At 64.0% G+C, this 25,351-nt stretch carries 2 protein-coding genes and 3 pseudogenes; 4 read left to right on the forward strand and 1 reads right to left on the reverse strand.

Annotation, left to right across the window (positions count from 1 at the left end):
* Positions 1-71: 71 nt before the first annotated feature.
* The 4 genes and pseudogenes from M2397_RS30540 to M2397_RS14075 all read left to right on the forward strand — a co-directional run.
* Positions 72-1,331: pseudogene (locus M2397_RS30540) on the forward strand (condensation domain-containing protein); the annotation flags it as partial.
* A gap of 21 nt (positions 1,332-1,352) precedes the next feature.
* Positions 1,353-7,292: pseudogene (locus M2397_RS14070) on the forward strand (amino acid adenylation domain-containing protein); the annotation flags it as partial.
* A 177-nt stretch (positions 7,293-7,469) separates the two neighbouring features.
* A pseudogene (locus M2397_RS30545) lies at positions 7,470-7,709 on the forward strand (phosphopantetheine-binding protein); the annotation flags it as partial.
* A gap of 10 nt (positions 7,710-7,719) precedes the next feature.
* Complete coding sequence (locus M2397_RS14075; protein ID WP_259243689.1) at positions 7,720-22,680, forward strand: non-ribosomal peptide synthase/polyketide synthase; 14,961 nt, start codon at positions 7,720-7,722, stop codon at positions 22,678-22,680.
* A gap of 152 nt (positions 22,681-22,832) precedes the next feature.
* On the opposite strand, the gene M2397_RS14080 is transcribed toward M2397_RS14075, so the two are convergent.
* Positions 22,833-25,268 (reverse strand): TonB-dependent siderophore receptor, encoded by a 2,436-nt coding sequence (locus tag M2397_RS14080; RefSeq protein WP_259243690.1) that lies wholly within the window; start codon positions 25,266-25,268, stop codon positions 22,833-22,835.
* Positions 25,269-25,351 lie beyond the last annotated feature (83 nt).

The following is a 25,351-nucleotide window of genomic DNA, read 5'->3' on the forward strand; positions in this document are numbered from 1 at the left end:
ACCAGCGCCTGCAAAGCCGGGGCATGAGCTTCGCCCAACTGCCGATTGCCTCGATCCGTGAGGACGGCCAGATGCTGCCGTTGTCCTACGCCCAGGAACGGCAGTGGTTTCTCTGGCAACTGGACCCGGACAGCGCCGCCTATCACGTGCCGGGCGCCCTGCGCCTGAGCGGGCGCCTGGACAAGGTTGCGCTGCAAAAGAGTTTCGACACCCTCGCGGTGCGCCATGAAAGCCTGCGCACGCGCCTGCACCTGGATGATGAACAGCGCTCCCAGGAAGTGCTGGCCCACGGCGTGATCGAGATCGCTGAAAGCTCGGTCGACGAGGCGCAGCTCAAGGCCCGCGTCGAAGCCGAAATCGCCCGCCCGTTCGACTTGCAGCAAGGCCCGCTACTGCGCGTCAGCCTGCTTACCCTCGGTGAAGAAGAGCACGTGCTGGTGCTGGTGCAGCACCATATCGTCTCCGATGGTTGGTCGATGGGCGTGATGGTGCAGGAGCTGATGCAGCTCTACGCCGCCTACAGCCAGGGCCAGGACTGCGTGCTGGCACCTTTGCCGATCCAGTACGCCGACTACGCACTGTGGCAACGCCGCTGGATGGAAGCGGGGGAGAAGGCCCGCCAACTGGACTACTGGCGTGAACTGCTCAGCGGCACGCAGCCGGTGCTGGAGCTGCCATTCGACCAGCCGCGCCCGGCGCAACAGAGCTACCGTGGCGCGCGTCTGGACATCGCGCTGGAACCGGCACTGGTTGCAGGGTTGAAAGCCCTGGCCCAGCGCGAAGGCGTGACGATGTTCATGTTGCTGCTGGCCTCCTTCCAGGCATTTCTGTACCGCTACAGCGGCCAGCAGGATATTCGCGTGGGCGTGCCGATTGCCAACCGCAACCGCGTCGAGACCGAATCGCTGATCGGCTTCTTCGTCAATACACAAGTGCTCAAGGCTGACCTCGATGGCCAGATGAGCTTCGCCCAGTTACTGCAGCAGACCAAGCGCCGCGCGCTGGAAGCCCAGGCCCATCAGGACTTGCCCTTCGAGCAATTGGTGGAAGCGCTGCAGCCGGAGCGCAGCCTGAGCCATAACCCGCTGTTCCAGGTGATGTTCAACCACCAGGCCAATTCCCCCGTCGCCGCGCAGCAACTGCCGGGCCTGCGCGTGGCCAACCTGGAATGGGACAGCCAGAGTGCCCAGTTCGACCTGAGCCTGGACACCCAGGAAAGCGGCGATGCGATCTGGGCGTCCCTGACCTACGCCACCGACCTGTTCGGCGCCGCCACCGTCGCGCGCATGGCCGAACATTGGCTGAGCCTGTTGCGTGCGGGCGTGGCGAACCCTGCCTTGCCCTTGCAGGATATGGCGACACTCAATGCCGAGGAGTGCGAGCAAATCCTCTCGCAATGGAACGCCACCGCGCGCGACTACCCGCAAGGGCAGTGGGTGCATCAGTTGATCGAGGCCCAGGCGCTGGCACAGCCGGATGCGCCGGCGCTGCGCTTCAACGACCTGTCCTTGAGCTACGCCGAACTCAACCGCCGCGCCAACCGCCTGGCGCATCGCCTGATCGAAGCCGGCGTGGGGCCGGACGTACTGGTGGGCCTGGCGGTGGAGCGTTCCATCGAAATGGTCGTCGGCCTGCTCGCGGTGCTCAAGGCCGGTGGTGCCTATGTGCCGCTGGACCCGGAATACCCGCGCGAACGCCTGGCCTACATGCTGGACGACAGTGGGGTGAAACTGCTGCTGACCCAGGCGCATTTGCGTGAGCAGTTGCCGATTCCCCAGGGCCTGGAAACCCTGGTGTTGGGCGAGTCTGCCTTCGAGGGCTACAGCGACGCCAACCCAGGGATCGCCCTGGACGGCGAGAACCTTGCCTACGTGATCTACACCTCGGGCTCCACCGGTCAACCCAAAGGCGCCGGCAACCGTCATTCGGCATTGCTGAACCGCCTGCAATGGATGCAGGAAGCCTATGGCCTGGACGCCAGCGACACAGTGCTGCAAAAGACCCCGTTCAGCTTCGACGTGTCGGTGTGGGAGTTCTTCTGGCCGTTGATGACTGGTGCGCGCCTGGTGGTTGCAGCACCCGGTGATCATCGTGATCCGGCCAGGCTGATCAACCTGATCAATCAACAGCGGGTCACTACGCTGCACTTCGTGCCATCGATGTTGCAGGCGTTCCTGCAGGATCCGGCGGTGTCGACCTGCCAAAGCCTGCACCGCATCGTGTGCAGCGGCGAGGCCTTGCCGGTGGACGCCCAGCAGCAGGTCTTCGCCAAGCTGCCGCAGGCCGGGCTCTACAACCTGTACGGCCCGACCGAAGCCGCCATCGACGTAACCCACTGGACCTGCGTGGATGAGGGCCGCGACTCGGTACCGATTGGCCGCCCGATTGCCAACCTGGGTTGCTACATCCTCGACAGCCACTTCGAACCGGTGCCGGTCGGCGTCCTCGGCGAGCTGTACCTGGGTGGCGTGGGCCTGGCCCGTGGTTACCACCGCCGTCCGGCACTCACCGCCGAACGTTTTGTCGCCCACCCGTTCATCCAGGGCGAGCGCCTGTACCGTACCGGCGACCTCGCACGCTACCGCGCAGACGGCGTGATCGAGTATGCCGGGCGTATCGACCATCAGGTCAAGCTGCGCGGCCTGCGCATCGAACTGGGGGAAATCGAAGCACGCCTGTTGGAGCACGAGTGGGTCCGTGAGACCGCCGTGCTGGCGGTCGACGGCAAATACCTGGTGGGTTACCTGGTGCTGCAAAACGCCGGGGACGATTGGCGCGATGTGCTCAGCGCCCACCTGGCTCAACACCTGCCCGACTACATGGTCCCGGCACAGTGGATGCTGCTGGAACAGATGCCCCTGAGCCCCAACGGCAAACTCGACCGCAAGGCGCTGCCCAAACCCGAAGCCACCCACCCCTACGAAGCTCCGCACAGTGTGCTGGAGCAGCAGATCGCGGCGATCTGGGCCGAGGTGCTGGGCGTCGAACAGGTGGGTTTGAATGACAACTTCTTCGAGCGCGGCGGTGACTCGATCATCTCCATTCAAGTGGTCAGCCGCGCCCGTGCCGCCGGTATTCATTTCACCGCCAAGGCGCTGTTCCAGCATCAGACCGTGCGCAGCCTCGCCCGGGTGGCGCAGTTGCAGACAGCGCAGGTGATCGACCAAGGCCCGGTGCAGGGCCAGACGCCGTTGCTGCCGTTCCAGCAGTTGTTCTTCGAGATGGACCTGCCGGACCGCCACCACTGGAACCAGTCCTTGCTGCTGGTGCCACGCGAGCCGGTCCGGGCAGGTCGACTGCAAGCGGCTTTACACGCCATCGTCCAACACCACGATGCGCTGCGCTTGAGCTTCAGCCAGCACGCCGAAGGGTGGAAGGCCGAGCATGCAGCCGCCACCCCTGAGGTGCTGTGGCAAGCCACGGTGAAGGATGCCGATGAACTGACCGCGCTGTGCGAAAAAGCCCAGCGCAGCCTCGACCTGCATCAGGGGCCCTTGCTGCGTGCGGTCCTTGCCGAACTGGCCGACGGTTCCCAGCGCCTGTTGCTGGTGATGCACCACCTGGTGGTGGATGGCGTGTCCTGGCGGGTGTTCCTTGAGGACCTGCAACGCCTGTACCGCCAACAGCCGTTACCGGCCAAGACCTCGTCGTTCAAGGCCTGGGCCGAGCGTTTGCAGGCCCATGCCCGCAGCGAAGCGGTACAGCCGCAGAAACACTTCTGGCTGCAACAACTCCAGGGCGTGCCGGCCGATCTGCCATGCCGTGATCCGCAAGGCGCGCGTCCTGTCCGCCTGGCGCAGACCGTGGTCAGCCAGTTGGACGCCGAGCACACCCGGCAATTACTGCAACAGGCGCCTGCGGCCTATCGCACCCAGATCAACGATCTGCTGCTGACCGCCCTGGCGCGCGTCATCTGCCAGTGGACGGGGCAGGCGTCAAGCTTGATCCAGCTGGAAGGCCACGGCCGCGAAGACCTGTTCGACGATATCGACCTGACCCGCACCCTGGGTTGGTTCACCAGCCTGTTCCCGGTGCGCCTGACCCCGGCCGAATCCCTTGGCGCTTCTATCAAGCAGATCAAGGAGCAACTGCGCGCCGTGCCGGACAAGGGCCTGGGCTTCGGCGCGCTGCGCTACCTCGGCGACGAGGCCACGCGCCAGGCGTTCAGCGCATTGCCGGTGCCGCGTATCACCTTCAATTACCTGGGCCAGATCGACGGCAGCTTTGACCAGCCGGACGGCTTGTTCGCGCTGGCCGCAGAAAGTGCCGGTGCCGAGCAGAGCCCGGAGGCGCCGCTGGGCAACTGGTTGACACTCAACGGTCAGGTGTTTGGCGGTGAGCTGCACCTGGGTTGGACCTTCAGCCCGCTGATGTTCGAGGTGTCGCAGATCGACGCCTTGAGCCAGGCCTTCAGCCGTGAACTGACGGCATTGGTGGAACATTGCTGTACCCCCGGCAACCACGGCGTGACGGCCTCGGACTTCCCGTTGTCCCGCCTGAACCAGCAGCAGCTTGAATCCTTGCCGCTGGCCGCTGATGGGATTGAAGACATCTACACCTTGTCGCCCATGCAGCAGGGCATGCTGTTCCATACCCTGTACGAACAGGCCGCCGGCGACTACATCAACCAAATCCGCGTGACGGTCGAGGGCCTGGATGTAGCGCGGTTCCAGCAGGCCTGGGATGTCACGGTGCAGGCCCATGATGTGTTGCGCAGTGGGTTCTACTGGGAAGGCCAGCTGGAATGGCCGTGCCAGGTGGTGTATCGCGAGGCCCGGTTGCCGATCGAACACCTCGACTGGCGCGCCATGCCGGAGCGTGAGCTGGCGTTGCAAAACCTGCAGCAAGCCCAGCGTCGCCAGGGCTTTGACCTGGCCAAGGCACCCCTTGTCCGTCTGGTGCTGGTGCGCACCGACGAGCAACGCCATGAGCTGATCTACACCAACCATCACATCCTGATGGACGGTTGGAGCAATTCGCGACTGTTCGGTGAAGTGCTGCAACGTTACGCCGGTGTGGCGGTGCCTGAAGCGGCGGGTCGCTATCGCGATTACATCGGCTGGTTGCAGCAGCGGGATGCCGGTGCGACCGAAACCTTCTGGCGCGAGCAGTTGAGTGCATTGCAAGCGCCGACCCGCCTGGGCAGCAGCCAGCCAATCGCGGCGAATGGGCATGGCGAACACCAACTGAGTCTGGAGCGCCCGCTGACGGGGCGCCTCGAGGCCTTTGCGCGCAGCAATAAGGTCACGCTCAATACCCTGATCCAGGCGGCATGGCTGGTCCTGTTGCAGCGCCATAGCGGGCAGGCGGTGGTGTCGTTCGGCGCCACCGTGGCCGGGCGCCCGGCAGACCTCGTGGGGGTGGAGCAGCAGATCGGCCTGTTCATCAACACCTTGCCGGTGATCTGCGCAGTGGATGGCCAGCAAACCGTGGCCGACTGGTTGCAAGCGGTGCAGGCGCAGAACCTGGCTTTGCGCGAGCATGAACATACCGGGCTGTACGATATCCAGCGCTGGGCCGGGCAGGGCGGTGAAGCCTTGTTCGATAACATTCTGGTGTTCGAAAACTACCCGGTGTCCAAGGCCCTGGAGCAGAGTGGCGGCAGCGGTATCCGTTTTGGCCTGCCGGATTCCCGCGAGCAAACCAGCTTCCCGCTGACGGTGCTGGTGGACGTGGGTGACACGCTATCGGTGCAGTTCAGTTTCGCGCGTGCGCATTTTGACCTGGGCACGGTGCAAACCTACGGCCGCCATCTGCTCAATCTGCTGCAAGCCATGCTCGAGGGCGGCCAGCAACGTCTGGGTGACCTGGCTATGCTCGATGTGGCTGAACGTCAGCAGGTGGTGCAGGAATGGAACGCCACGGCGCGGGACTACCCATTGCAGCACTGCGTGCATCAACTGATTGAACAGCAGGTGGGGCGCACGCCGGACGCTGCGGCCCTGGTGTTTGCCGAGCAGCGCTTGAGCTACGCCGAACTCAACCGCCGCGCCAACCGCCTGGCGCATCGCCTGCTCGAAGCCGGCGTGGGGCCGGACGTACTGGTGGGCCTGGCGGTGGAGCGTTCCATCGAAATGGTCGTCGGCCTGTTGGCGGTGCTCAAGGCCGGTGGTGCCTATGTGCCGCTGGACCCGGAATACCCGCGCGAACGCCTGGCCTACATGCTGGACGACAGTGGGGTGAAACTGCTGCTGACCCAGGCGCATTTGCGTGAGCAGTTGCCGATTCCCCAAGGCCTGGAAACCCTGGTGCTGGGCGAATCTGCCTTCGAGGGCTACAGCGACGCCAACCCAGGGATCGCCCTGGACGGCGAGAACCTTGCCTACGTGATCTACACCTCGGGCTCCACCGGCCAACCCAAAGGCGCCGGCAACCGTCATTCGGCATTGCTGAACCGCCTGCAATGGATGCAGGAAGCCTATGGCCTGGACGCCAGCGACACGGTGCTGCAAAAGACCCCGTTCAGCTTCGACGTGTCGGTGTGGGAGTTCTTCTGGCCGTTGATGACTGGTGCGCGCCTGGTGGTTGCAGCACCCGGTGATCATCGTGATCCGGCCAGGCTGATCAACCTGATCAATCAACAGCGGGTCACTACGCTGCACTTCGTGCCATCGATGTTGCAGGCGTTCCTGCAGGATCCGGCTGTGTCGACTTGCCAAAGCCTGCACCGCATCGTGTGCAGCGGCGAGGCCTTGCCGGTGGACGCCCAGCAGCAGGTCTTCGCCAAGCTGCCGCAGGCCGGGCTCTACAACCTGTACGGCCCGACCGAAGCCGCCATCGACGTAACCCACTGGACCTGCGTGGACGAAGGCCGCGACGCGGTACCGATTGGCCGCCCGATCGCCAACCTCGGTTGCTACATCCTCGACAGCCACTTCGAACCCGTACCGGTCGGCGTCCTCGGCGAGCTGTACCTGGGTGGCGTGGGCCTGGCCCGTGGTTACCACCGCCGCCCGGCACTCACCGCCGAACGTTTTGTCGCCCACCCGTTCATCCAGGGCGAGCGCCTGTACCGTACCGGCGACCTCGCACGCTACCGCGCAGACGGCGTGATCGAATACGCCGGGCGCATCGATCATCAAGTCAAGCTACGCGGCCTGCGCATCGAACTGGGGGAAATCGAGGCGCGCCTGCTGGAGCACGAATGGGTCCGTGAGACCGCCGTGCTGGCGGTCGACGGCAAATACCTGGTGGGCTACCTGGTGTTGCAAAACGCCGGGGACGATTGGCGCGATGTGCTCAGCGCCCATCTCGCCCAGCAGTTGCCGGACTACATGGTGCCCGCCCAATGGGTGCTGCTGGAGCAGATGCCCCTGAGCCCCAACGGCAAACTGGATCGCAAGGCCTTGCCCAAGGCGGACGCCAGTTTGCAAGCGCGGGAGTATGTCGCGCCGCAGAGCGAGCTGGAACAGCAGATCGCCGCGATCTGGGCCGAGGTCCTGGAGGTACCGCGCGTGGGTTTGAACGACAACTTCTTCGAACTGGGCGGGCACTCGCTGCTGGCGACCCAGGTGGTGGTGCGCCTGCGTGAGCAGCTGCACGCCGAATTCGACGTCAAATCGATCTTCACCACCCCGACCCTGGCCGACTTCAGCGCCTATGTGGCTGGCCAGCAGACAAATAATTCGCCGGTGCAGGACGCATTGGCTAAATCCTTGGAGGCTCTCAAACGTCTATCAGCAGAAGATTTGGATAAATTGATTTCCTGAGGGGCGTGGCGTGCAAGCATTAATCGAGTCGGTAGGGTCACTTTCAGCGCAACAAAAGAAAGCGTTGGCGGTAATGCTCAAGCAGCAAGGCATCAACCTGTTTGAGATTGCCCCGGTTTTCAAGCGCCAGGAAGGTGAGCCCCTTCGACTCTCTTATGCCCAGGAACGGCAGTGGTTCCTGTGGCAGTTGGAGCCGCAGAGCACTGCCTATCACGTGCCAAGGGCCCTGCGCCTGACTGGCCAGCTGGACGTGACCGCGTTGCAGCGCAGCTTTGACACACTGGTGATGCGCCATGAAAGCCTGCGCACGCATTTGCAGGAGGACGGCGACAGCGCCCTGCAGGTGATTGCCGATCAGGTCCGGGTGGAGATCGACCTGGTCGACGCCGAGGAATCCGAACTCAAGGCGTTGGTGGAAGCCGAGATCGCCCAGCCGTTCGATTTGCAGCAAGGTCCACTGTTGCGGGTCAAGCTGCTGCGCCTGGCGCCCCAGGAGCATGTGTTGGTGCTGGTGCAGCATCACATCGTTTCCGATGGCTGGTCGATGCAGGTGATGGTCGACGAGCTGGTGCAGCTGTACGCCGCCTATGTGCAGGGCCAGGACCTGCAACTGCCGGCCTTGCCGATCCAGTACGCCGACTACGCGCTGTGGCAACGCAGCTGGATGGAGGCGGGCGAGCGTGAGCGCCAGTTGGGTTACTGGAAAGGCATGCTCGGCGGCGAGCAGCCGGTACTCGAAATGCCCATGGACCGCCCGCGGCCAGCGGTACAGAGCTACCGCGGGGCCAGGCTGGACCTGACCCTGGAAACCTCGCTGGTGGCGGCCCTCAAGACCTTGGCACAGCGCGAAGGTGTGACCGTCTTCATGCTGTTGCTGGCGTCGTTCCAGGCCGTGTTGCACCGCTACAGTGGCCAGGGTGACATCCGCATCGGCGTGCCGGTGGCCAACCGTAATCGGGTGGAGACCGAGCGCCTGATCGGCTTTTTCGTCAACACGCAAATCCTCAAGGCCGATATCGACGGCCAGATGACCTTCCGTGAATTGCTGCAGCAAACCCGCCAACGTGCGGTCGAGGCCCAGGCCCATCAAGACTTGCCGTTCGAGCAACTGGTGGAAGCGCTGCAGCCCGAGCGCAGCCTGAGCTACAACCCGTTGTTCCAAGTGATGTTCAACCACCAGACCGACACCCAACGCGGCGGCGGCAGCGTCACGGGCCTGCAAGTACAAGGGCTGGAGTGGGAAAGCAAGACGTCGCAGTTTGACCTCAACCTCGACACCCAGGAATCGGCTGATGGTATCCAGGCGTCCCTGACCTATGCCACCGACGTGTTTGATGCGCCGGGCCTGGAACGTTTCCTCGGCCACTGGCACCGTTTGTTGCACCTGGTGGTCCAGGATTGTAACGGCCGGGTCGGCGAGTTGCCGTTGCTGGACGATACGCAGTGGCAGCAACTGGTGCATACCTGGAATGACACGCACCAGGCGTTCCCGCAGGATGTGGGTGTACACCATTTGCTGGAAACCCAGGCCCAGGCCCGTCCGGACGCGATCGCGCTGGTCTGCAATGGCCAGGCGCTGAGCTACGCAGAACTGAACCGCCGTGCCAATCGCCTGGCCCATCGCCTGCGTGCCGCCGGTGTTGGCCCGGACGTGCTGGTGTCCATTGCCCTGGACCGTTCGGTGGACATGGTGCTGGCCTTGCTGGCAACCCTGAAGGCCGGTGGTGCCTATGTGCCGCTCGATCCGCAGTTCCCGGCGGATCGGCTGGCGTTCATGCTCGAAGACAGCCGCGCACGCGTATTACTGACTGCCGGCGACCTGCACGAACGCCTGCCACTGGCGGCTGACCAGCAATTGCTGCTCATGGACCCACAGGAAGATGCGCGCTACAGCAGCGCCAACCCCGACATCGAACTGACGGGCGAACACCTCGCCTATGTGATCTACACCTCCGGCTCCACCGGCAAGCCCAAGGGCGTAATGGTGCGTCATGGCGCACTGAGCAGCTTCACCCATGGCATGGCCAGCACCCTGTCCATTGGCGCTGACGCGCGGCTGTTGTCGTTGACGACGTTCTCGTTCGATATCTTTGCCCTGGAACTCTACGTACCGCTGGCGACAGGTGCGACGGTGGTACTGGCCGACAAGCACGTGTCCCTGGACCCCGAGGCGATTCTGGATCTGGTGCAGCGCGAAGCGATCAGTGTGGTGCAAGCCACGCCCTCGAGCTGGCGCATGCTCCTGGACAGCGAACGCCGCGCCTTGCTGCGCGGGGTCAAGTGCCTGTGCGGTGGCGAGGCGCTGCCGGCCGACCTGGCGCAGCGCATGCTGGCCCAGCAGGGCACGGTGTGGAACCTGTATGGCCCGACCGAAACCACTATTTGGTCGGCGGCCCATCTACTGGTTGAACCGTTGCCGTTTGTCGGTCGGCCAATCGCCAATACCTCGTTGTTTATCCTCAATGCCGAGCTCACCCCGAGCCCGGTAGGCACCAGCGGTGAGCTGCTGATCGGCGGTGTCGGCCTGGCCCGTGGTTACCACGGCCGCGCAGCGATGACTGCCGAACGTTTCGTGCCTAACCCGTTCGCTACTAACGGCGAACGCCTGTACCGCACCGGCGACCTGGCGCGCTATCGCGCGGATGGCGTGGTCGAGTACATCGGCCGCGTCGACCATCAGGTCAAGGTGCGTGGGTTCCGTATAGAACTGGGAGAGATTGAGGCGTGCCTGCGTGAGCAGCATGCGATCCGCGAAGCCGTGGTGGTGGCCGAGCACGACCAGTTGCTGGCCTATCTGGTGACCGACAACTCGACGCCGGAAGCCGATCAGGGCGCCTTGCGCGAAACGTTCAAGGCCGCGCTGCGCGAGGTGCTGCCGGATTATATGGTGCCGGCGCACATGCTGTTCCTGGCACGCCTGCCGCTGACACCGAACGGTAAGCTGGATCGCAAGGCGCTGCCCAAGCCAGACGCCAGCCTGCTGCAAAAACGCTATGTGGCGCCGGTCGGTGAGAAAGCCCGGCATGTGGCCGCGATCTGGGCCGAGGTGCTGGGCGTGCCGCAGGTGGGCCTGGAAGACCATTTCTTCGAACTCGGCGGTCATTCGCTGCTGGCGACCCGCATGGTGTCGCGTGTGCGCCAGGCACTGGGTATCGAGGTGGCGCTCAAAAGCCTGTTTGAACAACCGGTGCTGGGCGCCTTCGTGGCGGCACTGGGGGATGCACGCGCCGAGGTCGCGCAGATCACCCGTGCGGATCGCGAACAGCCGTTGGCCCTGTCGTATGCCCAGGAGCGCCAGTGGTTCCTCTGGCAGTTGGAACCCGACAGCGCGGCCTATCACATTCCTGCCGCGCTACGCCTGTTGGGTGCGCTTGACCGTGTGGCCCTGCAACGTGCGTTCGACACCCTGGTGCAGCGCCATGAAACCTTGCGCACGGTGTTTTTTTCCGACGTGAGCCAGACCGTTCAGCGCGTGCTCGAACAGGCTGCGCCGGTGATTGAACACCAGGTCGTGGGCGCAGCCACCTCCGGCGAATTGCAGGGGTGGGTGGAGCGCGAAATCGCCCGGCCATTCGATCTGCAGGCCGGCCCGTTACTGCGCATCAAGCTGCTGCAACTGAGCGAGCACGAGCATGTGCTGATACTGGTCCAGCACCACATCGTGTCGGATGCCTGGTCGATGCAGGTCATGGTCGATGAACTGGTGAGTTTGTATGCCGGTTACAGCCAGGGGCTGGAGCCAATGCTGCCGCCGCTGCCGATTCAATACGCGGACTACGCCCAGTGGCAGCGTGGCTGGATGGAGGCGGGCGAAAAAGCCCGGCAATTGGCCTACTGGCGGGCGCGCCTGGGTGATGTGCAGCCGGTACTGGAGCTGCCACTGGACCGCCCGCGCCCGGCGATGCAACGTTACGAAGGCGCACGCCTGGATGTGCTGGTTGAGCCCGTCGTGGTCGAAGGCTTGCGCGCCCTGGCGCAGCGCGAAGGCGTGACCCTGTTCATGCTGCTGCTCGCGTCCTTCCAGTCGATGTTGTACCGCTACACCGGCCAGTCGGACATCCGTGTCGGCGTGCCTATCGCCAACCGTAACCGTCTGGAAACCGAGCAACTGATCGGCTTCTTCGTCAATACCCAGGTGCTCAAGGCCGAGATCGACGGGCACATGACCTTTGCCCAGCTGTTGCAGCAGGTCAAGGAGCACGCGTTGGGTGCGCAGGCCCATCAGGACCTGCCTTTCGAACAGTTGGTCGAGGCCCTGCAACCCGAGCGCAGCCTGAGCCACAACCCGCTGTTCCAAGTGATGTTCAATCACCAGTCCGACGCCCATGCCAACCGTAGCAGCCAGCAATTGCCTGGGCTGCAGGTGCAGGGGCTGGAGTGGGACAGCCATACGGCGCATTTCGACCTGAGCCTGGACACCCAGGAGTCTGCCGAGGGCCTGCACGCTTCGTTGACCTACGCGACCGCACTGTTCGACGCCAGTACCCTGCAGCGCTTCGCCGCGCATTGGCAAAACCTGCTGAAGAGCGTGGTGGGCACGGCCCGGCAGTGTGTCGCCGACCTGCCGATGTTGGGCCGCGATGAGCAAGCGCAGATGCTCTATGGGTGGAACCCGCCGCAGCCGGCGCGTGCCGCCCACAGCAGCGTGCTGGTTAAATTCGAGCAGCAGGTGGCGAGCCGGCCCGGCGCCGTCGCCCTGATCATGGATCAGCGGCGCATGAGTTACGCCGACCTCAACCAGCGCGCCAACCGCCTGGCCCACGCCCTGATCGAGCAGGGCGTGGGCGCCGACAGCCTGGTCGGCGTGGCCGTGGACCGTTCGCTGGAAATGATCGTGGCCCTGCTGGCCGTGCTCAAGGCCGGCGGCGCCTATGTGCCGCTGGACCCGCAATACCCCCGCGACCGCCTGCAATGCATGATCGAAGACAGCGGTTTGCAGCTGTTGCTGACCCAGCAGCCGTTGCTGGAGCGCCTGCCGATCAGTGCCGACCTGGCGTTGATCTGCCTGGAGTGCGATCCGCAGTGGTTGGCCGAGTACCCGTCGAGCAACCCCGAGGTGCGCGCGTTCCCGGCCAACCTGGCCTACCTGATGTTCACCTCGGGTTCGACCGGGCGGCCCAAGGGCGTGGGCATCGACCAGGCGTCGTTGGCACGCCACGTCGAGGTGTTTATCGAGGTGTTTGCGCTGACCGCCGAAGACTGCGTGCTGCAATTCGGTACGTTCAACTTCGACGGTTTCGTCGAGCAACTCTACCCGGCACTCTGCTGCGGGGCTGCGGTGGTGGTGCGTGGCGGCGAGCTGTGGGACAGCGACACCTTCTACACCCAACTGATCGAACATGAGATTTCGGTGGTCGACCTCACCACCGCCTACTGGCACCTGATCGCCCGGGACTTTGCCGAGCGCGGTGTGCGGGACTATGGGCGGTTGCGCCAGGTGCATGCGGGCGGCGAAGCCATGCCGCCGGAAGGTTTGGCCTCCTGGCGCGATGCCGGGCTGGGCCATGTGCGTCTGCTCAACACCTACGGTCCCACCGAGGCGACCGTCACGGTCACGGCCCTCGATTGTGCGGGTTATGTCGATGGCAGCGAAGCCGTCACGCAAATGATGCCGATTGGTCGCGTACTGGACGGCCGTGCCATCTACCTGCTGGATGCCAGCCTCAACCCGGTGCCCGTGGGCGTGGCCGGCGAACTGGTGATCGGCGGGCCATTGCTGGCGCGGGGGTACTTCAACCGCGCGGCGTTGACCGCCGAACGCTTTATTCCCGACCCTTTTGACCCCGCTGGCGGCGGTCGCCTGTACCGCACCGGCGACCTGGCGCGCTACCGCGCCGATGGCGTGATCGAGTACATCGGGCGTATCGACCATCAGGTCAAGGTACGTGGCTTCCGTATCGAACTGGGTGAAATCGAATCGCGCCTGCTGGCCCAGGATGCGGTCCGCGAAGCGCTGGTGATTGCTGCCGACCAGCAACTGATCGCCTACCTCGTCACTTCCACGGCCGAGTCCGAGCAGGACGCACTGCGTGAGCAGCTTCGCGCGGCCTTGCGCGATGAGCTGCCGGACTACATGGTGCCGGCGCACTTCATGTTCCTGAAGGCACTGCCATTGAGCCCCAATGGCAAGCTGGATCGCCATGCCTTGCCACGCCCGGATGCGAGCCAGGCGCTGCACAGTTGGGTAGCGCCGGTCAGTGTGCTGGAGCAGCAGGTTGCCGAGATCTGGGCGGATATCCTCGGTGCCGAACGTATTGGCCTGACCGATCATTTCTTTGAGCTGGGCGGCCATTCCTTGCTGGCCATGCAAGTGGCGTCGCGCCTGCGGCATAACCTGGGGATCGAGTTGCCGCTGCGCGTGCTGTTCGAACAACCGCGCCTCGACGGCTTTGTCGCGGCCGTGCATACCGAGGGCAAGCGGGGCGGTTCGACGGCGCCGGCATTGGTGCCGTCTTCCCGCGATGTGCCGTTGGTGTTGTCGTATGCCCAGGAGCGCCAGTGGTTCCTCTGGCTGCTGGAGCCCGACAGCGCCGCCTACCATGTGCCCAGCGCGTTGCGCCTCAAGGGCCGGTTGGACCTGAACGCGCTGCAACGCAGCTTCGACACGCTGGTAGCGCGCCACGAAAGCCTGCGCACCCATTTGCATCAGGGTGATGAGCAGACCGTGCAGGTGATTGCGGCGCAGGCCACGATCGACATCGTTCTGGTCGAGAGCGACCCGACCCGGCTCAAGGCCCAGGTCCAAGCCGAGATCGCCCGCCCGTTCGACCTGCAGGCCGGGCCATTGCTCAGGGCCACGTTGTTGCGCCAGGGCGAGGACGAGCATGTACTGGTGCTGGTGCTGCACCATATCGTCTCCGACGGCTGGTCGATGCAAATCATGGTCGATGAGCTGGTGCAGTTGTACAGCGCCTACAGCCAGGGCCTGGATCTGCAACTGCCGGCCTTGCCGATCCAGTACGCCGACTATGCCCGCTGGCAGCGCGAGTGGATGGACGCGGGCGAAAAAGCCCGGCAGCTGGCGTACTGGCAAGGTTTGCTGGGCGGCGAGCAACCGGTGCTGGAGTTGCCTTTCGACCACCAGCGCCCGGCCGAGCAAAGCCATCGTGGTGCGCGCCTGTATGTCGAGCTGCCGCCCGCGCTGGTTGCCGACCTCAAGGGCCTGGCGCAACGCGAAGGCGTGACCCTGTTCATGCTGTTACTGGCCTCGTTCCAGGCGCTGATGCACCGTTACAGCGGCCAGGAAGACGTGCGCGTCGGGGTGCCGATTGCCAACCGCAACCGGGTCGAGACCGAGCGGCTGATCGGCTTCTTCGTCAACACCCAGGTGCTCAAGGCCGATATCGATGAGCAGACTTCGGTCACGCAACTGTTGCAGCAGGTCCGCCAGCGTGCGCTGGAGGCCCAGGACCATCAGGACCTGCCGTTCGAGCAACTGGTGGAGGCGCTGCAACCCGAGCGCAGCTTGAGCCTCAACCCGTTGTTCCAAGTGATGTTCAACCACCAGACCGAAGCGCGCCTGGGCGGCGCCGAACACGCGCTGTCCGCACTGCGCGTCGAAGGCCTGGAATGGGAGAGCCAGACCGCCCATTTCGACCTGGACCTGGATGTGCATGAAGGCACCGACAGCATCTGGGCCACCTTGGGTTACGCCACCGACCTGTTCAACGCCTCGACCATCGAGCGCATGGCGCGCCACTGGCAGAACCTGTTGCAGGGCATGGTTGCGCACCCACAGCACAGCATCGGCGAGTTGAACCTGCTGGACCCGGCCGAACGCCAGCAGATCCTGCAATTGTGGGATCAAACCGCTGCCGGCTTCTCAGCCGAGCGCCTGGTGCACGAACTGGTCGCCGACCGTGCCCGGGAAAAACCGGATGCAGTCGCGGTGAAATTCGACGCGCAAACCCTGAGCTACGGCGAGCTTGACCGCCAGGCCAATCGCCTGGCCCACGCCCTGATCGCCCGTGGCGTCGGCCCCGAAGTGCGTGTGGCCATCGCCATGCCGCGCAGCGCCGAAATCATGGTGGCGTTCCTGGCGGTGATGAAAGCCGGCGGCGTCTACGTGCCGCTGGACATCGAATACCCGCGTGATCGCCTGCTGTACATGATGCAGGATAGCCGCGCGAAGTTGCTGCTGACCCACACCAGTGCGTTGCCGCAACTGCCGATTCCCGAAGGCCTGGACAGCCTGGCGATTGATCGCACCGAGCAATGGGCCGATTACAGCGACACCGCGCCAAACGTGACGCTGGACGGCGACAACCTCGCCTACGTGATCTACACCTCGGGATCCACCGGCATGCCCAAAGGCGTGGCGGTCTCTCATGGGCCGTTGGTGGCGCATATCATTGCCACTGGCGAGCGTTATGAAACGTCCCCGGCCGATTGCGAACTGCACTTCATGTCCTTCGCCTTCGACGGCTCCCACGAAGGCTGGATGCACCCGCTGATCAATGGCGCCAGCGTGCTGATCCGTGACGACAGCCTATGGCTGCCCGAGTACACCTACGAACAGATGCACCGTCACAACGTGACCATGGCGGTGTTCCCTCCGGTGTACCTGCAGCAGTTGGCCGAACATGCCGAGCGTGACGGCAACCCGCCGAAGGTTAGGGTCTACTGCTTTGGCGGCGACGCAGTGGCCCAGGCCAGCTATGACCTGGCCTGGCGCGCGCTCAAGCCGACCTACCTGTTCAACGGTTACGGCCCGACGGAAACCGTGGTCACGCCACTGTTGTGGAAGGCGCGCAAAGGCGACCCCTGCGGCGCCGTCTACGCGCCAATCGGCACGCTGCTGGGCAACCGCAGCGGCTACGTGCTGGACGCGCAACTCAACCTGCAACCCATCGGCGTCGCCGGTGAGCTGTACCTGGGCGGCGAGGGCGTGGCCCGCGGTTACCTGGAACGTCCGGCGCTGACCGCCGAGCGCTTCGTGCCGGACCCGTTCGGCAAGCCCGGCAGTCGTGTGTATCGCAGCGGCGACCTGACCCGTGGGCGCCCGGATGGCGTGGTGGATTACCTCGGTCGCGTCGACCATCAGGTGAAAATCCGTGGCTTCCGTATCGAGCTGGGCGAGATCGAAGCGCGCCTGCGCGAGCAGGACAACGTTGGCGAAACCGTGGTGGTGGCCCAGGAAGGCCCGACCGGCAAACAGCTGGTGGCCTACGTGGTGCCGGCCGACGCCAGCCTGGTCAACGAAGCCGAGTTCCGCGACCACCTGCGCCGTGCCCTGAAAACCCGCCTGCCGGATTACATGGTGCCGACGTACTTCATGTTCCTGGCGCAAATGCCGCTGACCCCCAACGGCAAGCTCGACCGCAAGGGCTTGCCGCAACCCGACGCCAGCCTGTTGCAACAAGCCTATGTGGCTCCGCAGAGCGAGTTGGAGCAGCAGATTGCCGCGATCTGGGCCGAGGTATTGCGCCTGCCGCAAGTGGGCCTGAACGACAACTTCTTTGAGCTGGGTGGTGATTCGATCATCTCGATCCAGGTAGTCAGCCGTGCTCGCCAGGCGGGTATTCGGTTCACGCCCAAGGACCTGTTCCAGCACCAGACCGTACAAAGCCTGGCCGGTGTCGCGCGCCAAGGCGTCGAAGGCGTGACGATCAGCCAGGCCGCGCTCAGTGGCGAAACCTTGCTGCTGCCTATCCAGCAAGCGTTCTTCGCCGATGAGATCGCCGAGCGTCATCACTGGAACCAATCGGTGGTATTGCAACCCCATGAACACCTCGACGCCACGACGCTGACCCAGGCCTTGCAGGCGTTGATCGTGCATCACGATGCGTTGCGTTCGCAGTTCGTTGACGGTGCGGATGGCTGGCAGGGCGTCTATCGCGGTGCCGAACAGCACCAGGCCCATGCCGTTCTGTGGCACCGCACGCTGCAGGACATCGACGAACTCGCGGCCTTGGGTGAAGAGGCACAACGCAGCCTGGACCTGGGCTACGGCCCGCTGATACGGGCGGTGCTGGTCGAGTTGGACGGTGGTGCACAGCGCTTGCTGTTGGTGGTCCACCACCTGGTGGTGGATGGTGTGTCGTGGCGGATCCTTTTGGAGGACCTGCAAACGGCTTACCGGCAGCTCGCCCGTGGCGTTGCCGTGGCATTGCCGGCCAAGACCAGCTCCACCCGCGACTGGGCACACCGACTGCAGCAGTACGCCCAGGGCGATGCGCTGACCGGCGAACTGGCATGGTGGCAAGCGCAGTTGCACGGCGCCGAGGTCGACCTGCCAGCTGCCAGGCCGGGCGCCAGCTTGAGCAACCGGCATGCCGGCAGTGCGACCACGCATCTGGATACCACCCACACCCGGCGCCTGTTGCAGGACGCACCGGCGGCCTATCGCACCCAGATCAACGATGTGTTGCTGACCGCCCTGGCCCGAGTGATTGGGCGCTGGACCGGGCATGCGTCGACCCTGATCCGTTTGGAGGGACATGGCCGCGAAGACCTGTTCGACGATATCGACCTGACGCGCACCGTCGGCTGGTTCACCAGTCTCTACCCGGTCAAACTGACGCCGGCCCTGACCCTGACGGACTCGTTGAAGGGGATCAAGGAGCAACTGCGCGCCATTCCCGACAAAGGCATCGGCTTTGGTGCCTTGCGTTACCTGGGGCAACCGCAGGTTCGTGAAGCCCTGGCGGGCTTGCCGCAGCCTCGCATTACGTTCAACTACCTGGGCCAGTTCGATGCCAGTTTTGATGACAGCGAGGAGCAGGGCCTGTTTGCGCCTTCCGGTGACGCTGCCGGGGCTGATCAAAGCCCTGAGGCGTCCTTGGGCAACTGGCTGGAAATCAACGGCCAGGTGTTTGGCGGCGAATTGAACCTGACCTGGAGCTTCAGCCAACAGATGTTCGACCCGGCCAGCATCCAGCAATTGGCCGAGGACTATGCCCAGGAACTCAAGGCACTGATCGCGCATTGCTGCCAGCCTGAAAACACCGGTGCCACGCCGTCGGACTTCCCATTGGCGCGCTTGAGCCAGGCACAGTTGGATGGCCTGTCGTTGCCGTTGAACCGGGTCGAGGACATCTACCCGTTGTCACCGATGCAACAGGGCATGCTGTTCCAATCCTTGTATGGACAGGGTTCCGGCGACTACATCAACCAGATGCGCGTCGATGTGCAAGGGCTGGATGTAAGCAGGTTCCAGGCGGCCTGGCAGGTTGCCGTGGAACACCACGATATCCTGCGCACGGCGTTCCTCTGGCAGACCGAGCTGGAGCAGCCGTTGCAAGTGGTCTACAAGACGGTGCGGGTGCCTTTGCTCGAACACGATTGGCAGCACCGCGCGGACCGCGCCGAAGCACTCGACGCACTGGCCGAAGCCGCCCGGGCCGAAGGCTTTGTGCTTGAGCAGGCCCCATTGTTGAGCCTGGTGGTGGTGCATACCGGTGCCGACAGCCATCATCTGATTTACACCAACCACCACATCCTGATGGATGGCTGGAGTTCATCGCAGTTGTTCGGCGAGGTGCTGCAGCAGTACGCCGGCGAGGTGTTGCGCGCGCCGAACGGGCGTTACCGTGACTACATCGCCTGGCTGCAGGCACAGGACCCGGTCACCAGCGAAACCTTCTGGAAGGCGCAGCTGGCGGGGATGCAGGAACCGACCCGGCTGTCGCGCGGTGCCAGGCGCGAGCAGGGTGTTTCCCAGGTCAACGGCATTCACCGGCTGGTGCTGGAGCAGTCGGCCACCGAGCAGCTCAAGGCCTTTGCCCAGCGGCGCAAGGTTACCCTCAATACCCTGGTGCAAAGTGCCTGGCTCCTGCTGTTGCAACGGCATACCGGCCTGGACACCGTCGCGTTCGGTGCGACGGTGGCGGGACGTCCGGCCGAGTTGCCGGGCATCGAGCAGCAGGTCGGTTTGTTTATCAACACCTTGCCAGTGGTGGCGACGCCGAGCCCGCAGTTGAGCGTGGACGCCTGGCTGCAGCAGGTGCAGGGGCAAAACCTGCGTCTGCGCGAGCAGGAGCACACGCCGTTGTTCGACATTCAGCGTTGGGCCGGGCTCGGTGGCGAAGCGCTGTTCGACAGCATCCTGGTGTTCGAGAACTACCCGGTGTCGGCGGCGCTGGAGCAGGGCGCCCCGGCGGGCCTGCGTTTCGGCGCGATGGACAGCCTGGAACAGACGCACTATCCCTTGACCGTATTGCTGGCCATGGGTGAACGCCTGGCCGTGGAGTTCAACTACGACCCGGCTGCGTTCGGCGAGCAGGACATCGTCCATCTGGCCGAGCACTTCGAGCAGGTATTGCAGGCACTCACTCTGCCGCAGGTGGAGCGCCTGGCGGACCTGCCATCCCTGCCGCAGGCACAGCGCAAGGTGATCGTCGAGGACTGGAATGCGACGGCGCGCGAGTACCCGCTGCCACGCGGTGTGCACCAATTGATCGAAGATCAGGTCGCCCTGACGCCGCAGGCTCCCGCCCTGGTATTTGGCGCGCAGCGCCTGAACTACGCCGAGTTGAACCGCCGCGCCAACCGCCTGGCGCATCGCCTGATCGAAGCCGGCGTAGGCCCGGACGTGCTGGTAGGCCTGGCGGTGGAGCGTTCCATCGAAATGGTCGTCGGCCTGCTCGCGGTGCCCAAGGCCGGTGGTGCCTATGTGCCGCTGGACCCCGAATACCCGCGTGAGCGCCTGGCCTACATGCTGGACGACAGCGGCGTGAAACTGCTGCTGACCCAAGCCCATTTGCTTGAGCAATTACCGATTCCCCAAGGCCTGGAAACCCTGGTGCTGGGCGACGCCGGGTGCGAAGGCTACAGCGACGCGAACCCAGGGCTCGCCCTGGACGGTGAAAACCTCGCCTACGTGATCTACACCTCGGGTTCCACCGGGCAACCCAAAGGCGCGGGCAACCGCCATTGCGCACTGACCAACCGCCTGTGCTGGATGCAGGAGGCCTACGCGCTGGATGCCCGCGACACCGTGTTGCAGAAAACCCCGTTCAGTTTCGACGTCTCGGTGTGGGAGTTCTTCTGGCCGCTGATGACCGGCGCACGCCTGGTGGTCGCCGCACCGGGGGACCATCGCGACCCGGACAAACTGGTCGGCCTGATCACGCGTGAACAGGTCACCACGCTGCATTTTGTGCCGTCGATGCTGCAAGCGTTCCTGCAGGATTCGAACGTGTCTTCCTGCGCCAGCCTGCAGCGCATTGTGTGCAGTGGCGAGGCGTTGCCGGTGGACGCGCAACAGCAAGTGTTTGCCAAGCTGCCGCATGCCGCGCTTTACAACCTGTATGGCCCGACCGAAGCGGCCATCGACGTGACCCACTGGACGTGCGTGGATGAAGGCCGCGACGCGGTGCCGATCGGCAAGCCGATTGCCAACCTGGGCTGCTATGTCCTGGACAGCCATTTCGAGCCGGTACCGGCCGGCGTGCTGGGTGAACTGTTCCTGGGCGGCGTGGGCCTGGCGCGCGGTTATCACCGGCGTCCGGGCTTGACCGCCGAGCGCTTTATCGCGCATCCGTTCATCAAGGGCGAGCGCCTCTACCGTACCGGTGACTTGGCGCGCTACCGCCCTGACGGTGTGATCGAATACGCCGGGCGTATCGACCATCAGGTCAAACTGCGCGGCTTGCGTATCGAGCTGGGTGAAATCGAAGCACGCCTGCTGGAGCACGAGTCGGTGCGCGAGGCGGCGGTGCTGGCGGTGGACGGCAAGCACCTGGTGGGTTACCTGGTCTTGCAGGAGCAGGGCGAGGGCTGGCGTGAAACCCTCAGTGCACACTTGGCTGTGCAGTTGCCGGATTACATGGTGCCGACGCAATGGTTGCTGCTGGAACAGATGCCCCTCAGCCCCAACGGCAAGCTGGACCGCAAGGCATTGCCGAAGCCGGACACGCAGTCGACCCAGCGGTTTGAAGCGCCACGGACCGAGCTTGAACAGAGCGTCGCCGCGATCTGGGCCGATGTGCTCGGTGTGGAACACGTCGGGATGAATGACAACTTCTTTGAATTGGGCGGCCACTCGCTGTTGGTGCTGATGCTCAAGGAACGGATTCGCAAGGCCAGCGGTATCGGCCTTTCGGTCAGCCAGTTGATGCTCAACCCGACCGTGCGCGCGCAGGTCGGCTGCCTCGAAGGCACCACTCGCCGCTCGCTGCTGGTGCCGCTCAACAGCCGCACCGAAGGCACGCCGCTCTACCTGTTCCACCCCAGCTACGGTTCGGTGCATTGCTACAAGGCCATCGCCCTGGCGTTGCGTGAACAGCGGCCGGTGGTCGGGGTGATCTGTCGTGCGTTGGCCGAGGAGGGCGCCGAAGTGCCGGCCTGGTCCGGCATGGTCGAGGACTACACCGCGCAATTGCTGGAGGCCCAGCCCGAAGGGTCCTTCCGCCTGGCGGGCTGGTCGTTGGGCGGCAACCTGGCGGTAGAGGTTGCCTATCACCTGGAACAGGCGGGCCGACAGGTGGAGTTTGTCGGCTGGATCGATTCGTCGCCGCCGCGCTGGCTCACCCCGTACTGGGAAGCGGCAATCGTGACTGACGACAGCGAGATATCCGACAACGAACGGCGCGTGGACTTGCTCGGAGTGATGTTCCCAGCGTTTGCAGAGGCTGTCCATGCCACCTGGCAGGACGTGCAGGCCACCCACGCCGATGAAGACACGCAATGGGCACGCTTCGTCGAATGGGCCGAGGCCACCTTGGGTGACGCCTTCCTCGACATCAGGCAAGCGCTGTTGGAGGGCAACGAAGCGCAGGTGTCCTGGGACGTCGACCGTACGTTGGTCAAGCGCATGGAGCAGGCTGACTTCAAGCCACTCAAGGCGCCTGTCAGTTGCTGGTGGGCCGCCATGAGCCGGGCCGGTCAGCACCGGGCGATGATCGAGGCCAGTATGCAGCGGGTGATTGGCGAGGGCTGTGTGGTGCGGTCGGTGGTGATTGAGGTGGACCATGAGCGCATCATCGACAACGCCGAATTTGTACGCAGCCTGGTGACAGCCATGGCGTAACCGTCGCTTGGACAGAAAGCCCCGGCTCAAGTGGTGTGAGCCGGGGCTTTTTTGTGGGTGGGCTGTGGGGGGAGGGGCGGCGAAGCATCGCCCATAAAAAACACCCTGGGCAGGCGGGCTGCGCAGGGTGTCTGGAGGTTGCCGGGGTTAGATCAGAAGTCCCAGCGGGTCGACAGCATCACGTTGCGCGGGTCGCCCGAGTAGGACGACGTGTAGAAGCCGATGTTGGTGTAGTAGCGCTTGTCGAACACGTTGTTGACGTTGATCGAGGCGGAGAGGTTCTTGCTGATCTGGTAGCGCGCCATGGCGTCGACCAGCCAGTACGGGTCTTGGGAGAACCGCTGGGTGACACTCTTGCCGCGGTTGTAGACATCCTGCCACGCCTCACCTTGCCAGCGCGCACCGCCGCCGAGGGTGAGCTTGTCGAGGGCGCCGGTCAGCTTGTAGCTGGTGTAGAAATTGAGCTGGTCCTGAGGTTCCCAGGTGGAGAACTTCTTGCCATCGTCATCGCGGATCACCTTGTGGGTGTAGCCCGCCTGCACCTGCCAGCCTGGCAGCAGCTCACCGGAAATCTCGGCTTCATAGCCCTTGGTCTTGGCCTGGACGCCCATGTAGGCCCACTCGACAGGCGAGTTGGCCGGCATATTGTTGTTGTACTCGGTGTCTTCCTCGGCGCGATTGGACTCATGAATCTCGAAGTAGGCGAGGCTGGCATTCAGGCGGCCGTCATAGAACTCACCCTTCACACCCAGTTCATAGTTCTCGCCTTCGTCAGGCTCGACCATCTTGTTGTTGCGGTCGGGCCGTAGCTGCTGCGGCATGAAGATCGAGGTATAGCTGCCGTACACCGAGAAGTTTTTATTAAGGTCGTACACCACGCCTGCATACGGGATGAGTTTGCCGGTCTCGCGCGAGTCGTTGGTGCCGGTCAGCCGGTAGTCGGTCAGGCGCGAACCGAGCAACAGGGACAGGTCGTCAGTGAGGCTCAGACGTGTCGAGAAGTAGACCGCTGCCTGGCGGGTGATGTCGTCTTTCTCGGTAGCGCGGCCCCAATCCGGCTCCAGGCTGTCACCGTCCCATGAATAAAGAGGGAAGTCATTACTGTCCTTGTAGGTCGCATTGAAATAGTCGTTGCCTTCCCAGTGCGAACGCGAAACCGATGCCCCCACCACCAACTGGTGCTCGCGACCGCCCAGGCTGAACGGCCCGGAGAGATAGAAATCGCCGTTATTACTGATGGTCTTGCCGGTGTACTTGGCGGCATACACCGAGGCTCTGTCGGTGGAATTTTGCTTTGGAGAAGCGTAACCCAGTGGCGCGTTGTAGCCATTGAGCTGGTTGCTGTAGTTGGCCTTGGCGATCCAGCCGTTATCCAGCGCGTGTTCCAGAGTGGCGAAAACGCTGCGGCTGTATTGGCCCCAACTGCTCCATTTCGGGCCATTGTTGTAGCCACGGTTAAAGCTGATCTCGTTACCTGCACCATCGAACAACGAGCGGCTGCCGGACCAGCTCGAACCCTTGGGATCGGTGTCCTGATAGTCGGCACCGACGGTCAGCAGGGTGTCCGGTGACAGGTCGAATTCGAGGATGCCGTAGTAGACATTGGTCTTGCGTTCATAGTGGTCGATGAACGAATGCTTGTCCTGGTACACCGCCACGGCACGCCCGCGCACGTTGCCGCTTTCGGTCAGCGGGCCGCTCACGTCCAGCTCCGAGCGGTAGTTGTCCCACGAGCCGGCGCCCAGGCCCACATGCCCCTGGAACTCGGCGGTCGGCTTCTTGCGCACCAGGTTGATGGTGCCTCCCGGGCCGCCGGCGCCGGTCATCAGGCCGGTGGTGCCCTTGAGGATTTCGACGCGGTCGTAGATCGCCATGTCGCTCAGGGTCTGGCCGGCCGAGTAACCTTCGTTGCGGGTGGTCGGCACGCCGTCGTACTGGAAATTCTGGATCGGGAAGCCCCGGGAATAATAGTTGGTGCGCTCGCTGTCGAAGGTCGAGACGGTGATGCCCGGTGTGTGGCGCATCACGTCGTCGATGCCGTTCAGGCCGAAGTCGTCCATGGTCTGGCGGGTGACCACGGAAATCGACTGCGGCGTCTCGCGCGGTGTCAGTACCATCTTGGTGGCGGTGGCGATGGTGCCTGGCGTGTAGGAACCGGAACCTTCGGTGATGGTGCCCAGTTGGTTGGCGTTGATCTGTGTGGCGCCAAGCTCGAGGGCGCCGCTACCGGAGCTGGGCGCGTTGATGATCATCGAGCTGCCTTGCAGGCTGTAGCTGACGCCGGTCCCTCCCAGCATTTGCTCGATTGCCCGTACCGGGTCCATCTTGCCGCTGACCGCCACGCTGTGCTTGTTTTGCACGGTTTCCGGGCTGTACAGGATTTGCAGGTCGGTCTGTTGGCCAAATACCTGCAGCGCAGTACTCAACGGCTGCGCGGGGATGTTCAATTCGAACTCTTGCGCCTGCACATAACCCGCCATCGACAGGCTGGCCGCCAGGGCCAGGCTATTGGGCAGAGCGTTGAATTTCAGGGCCCGCCGCATGGAAAGTGCGGTGCTCAATGGGCTGAGGGCAAGCCGTACTGGCATGGTGTTGTTTCTCTTTTTAAGTGTTGGCAGATGGGTACTTAATGCGGTTAATTCTCATTGCTGCATATGAGACGTTCGCACTC

The sequence above is a fragment of the Pseudomonas sp. BIGb0381 genome (assembly GCF_024809815.1).
Lineage (GTDB): Bacteria > Pseudomonadota > Gammaproteobacteria > Pseudomonadales > Pseudomonadaceae > Aquipseudomonas.

Coding starts and splice junctions, on each gene's coding strand:
- M2397_RS14080 (WP_259243690.1), bottom strand. CDS start 25,268: ATGCCAGTACGGCTTGCCCTCAGCCCATTGAGCACCGCACTTTCCATG.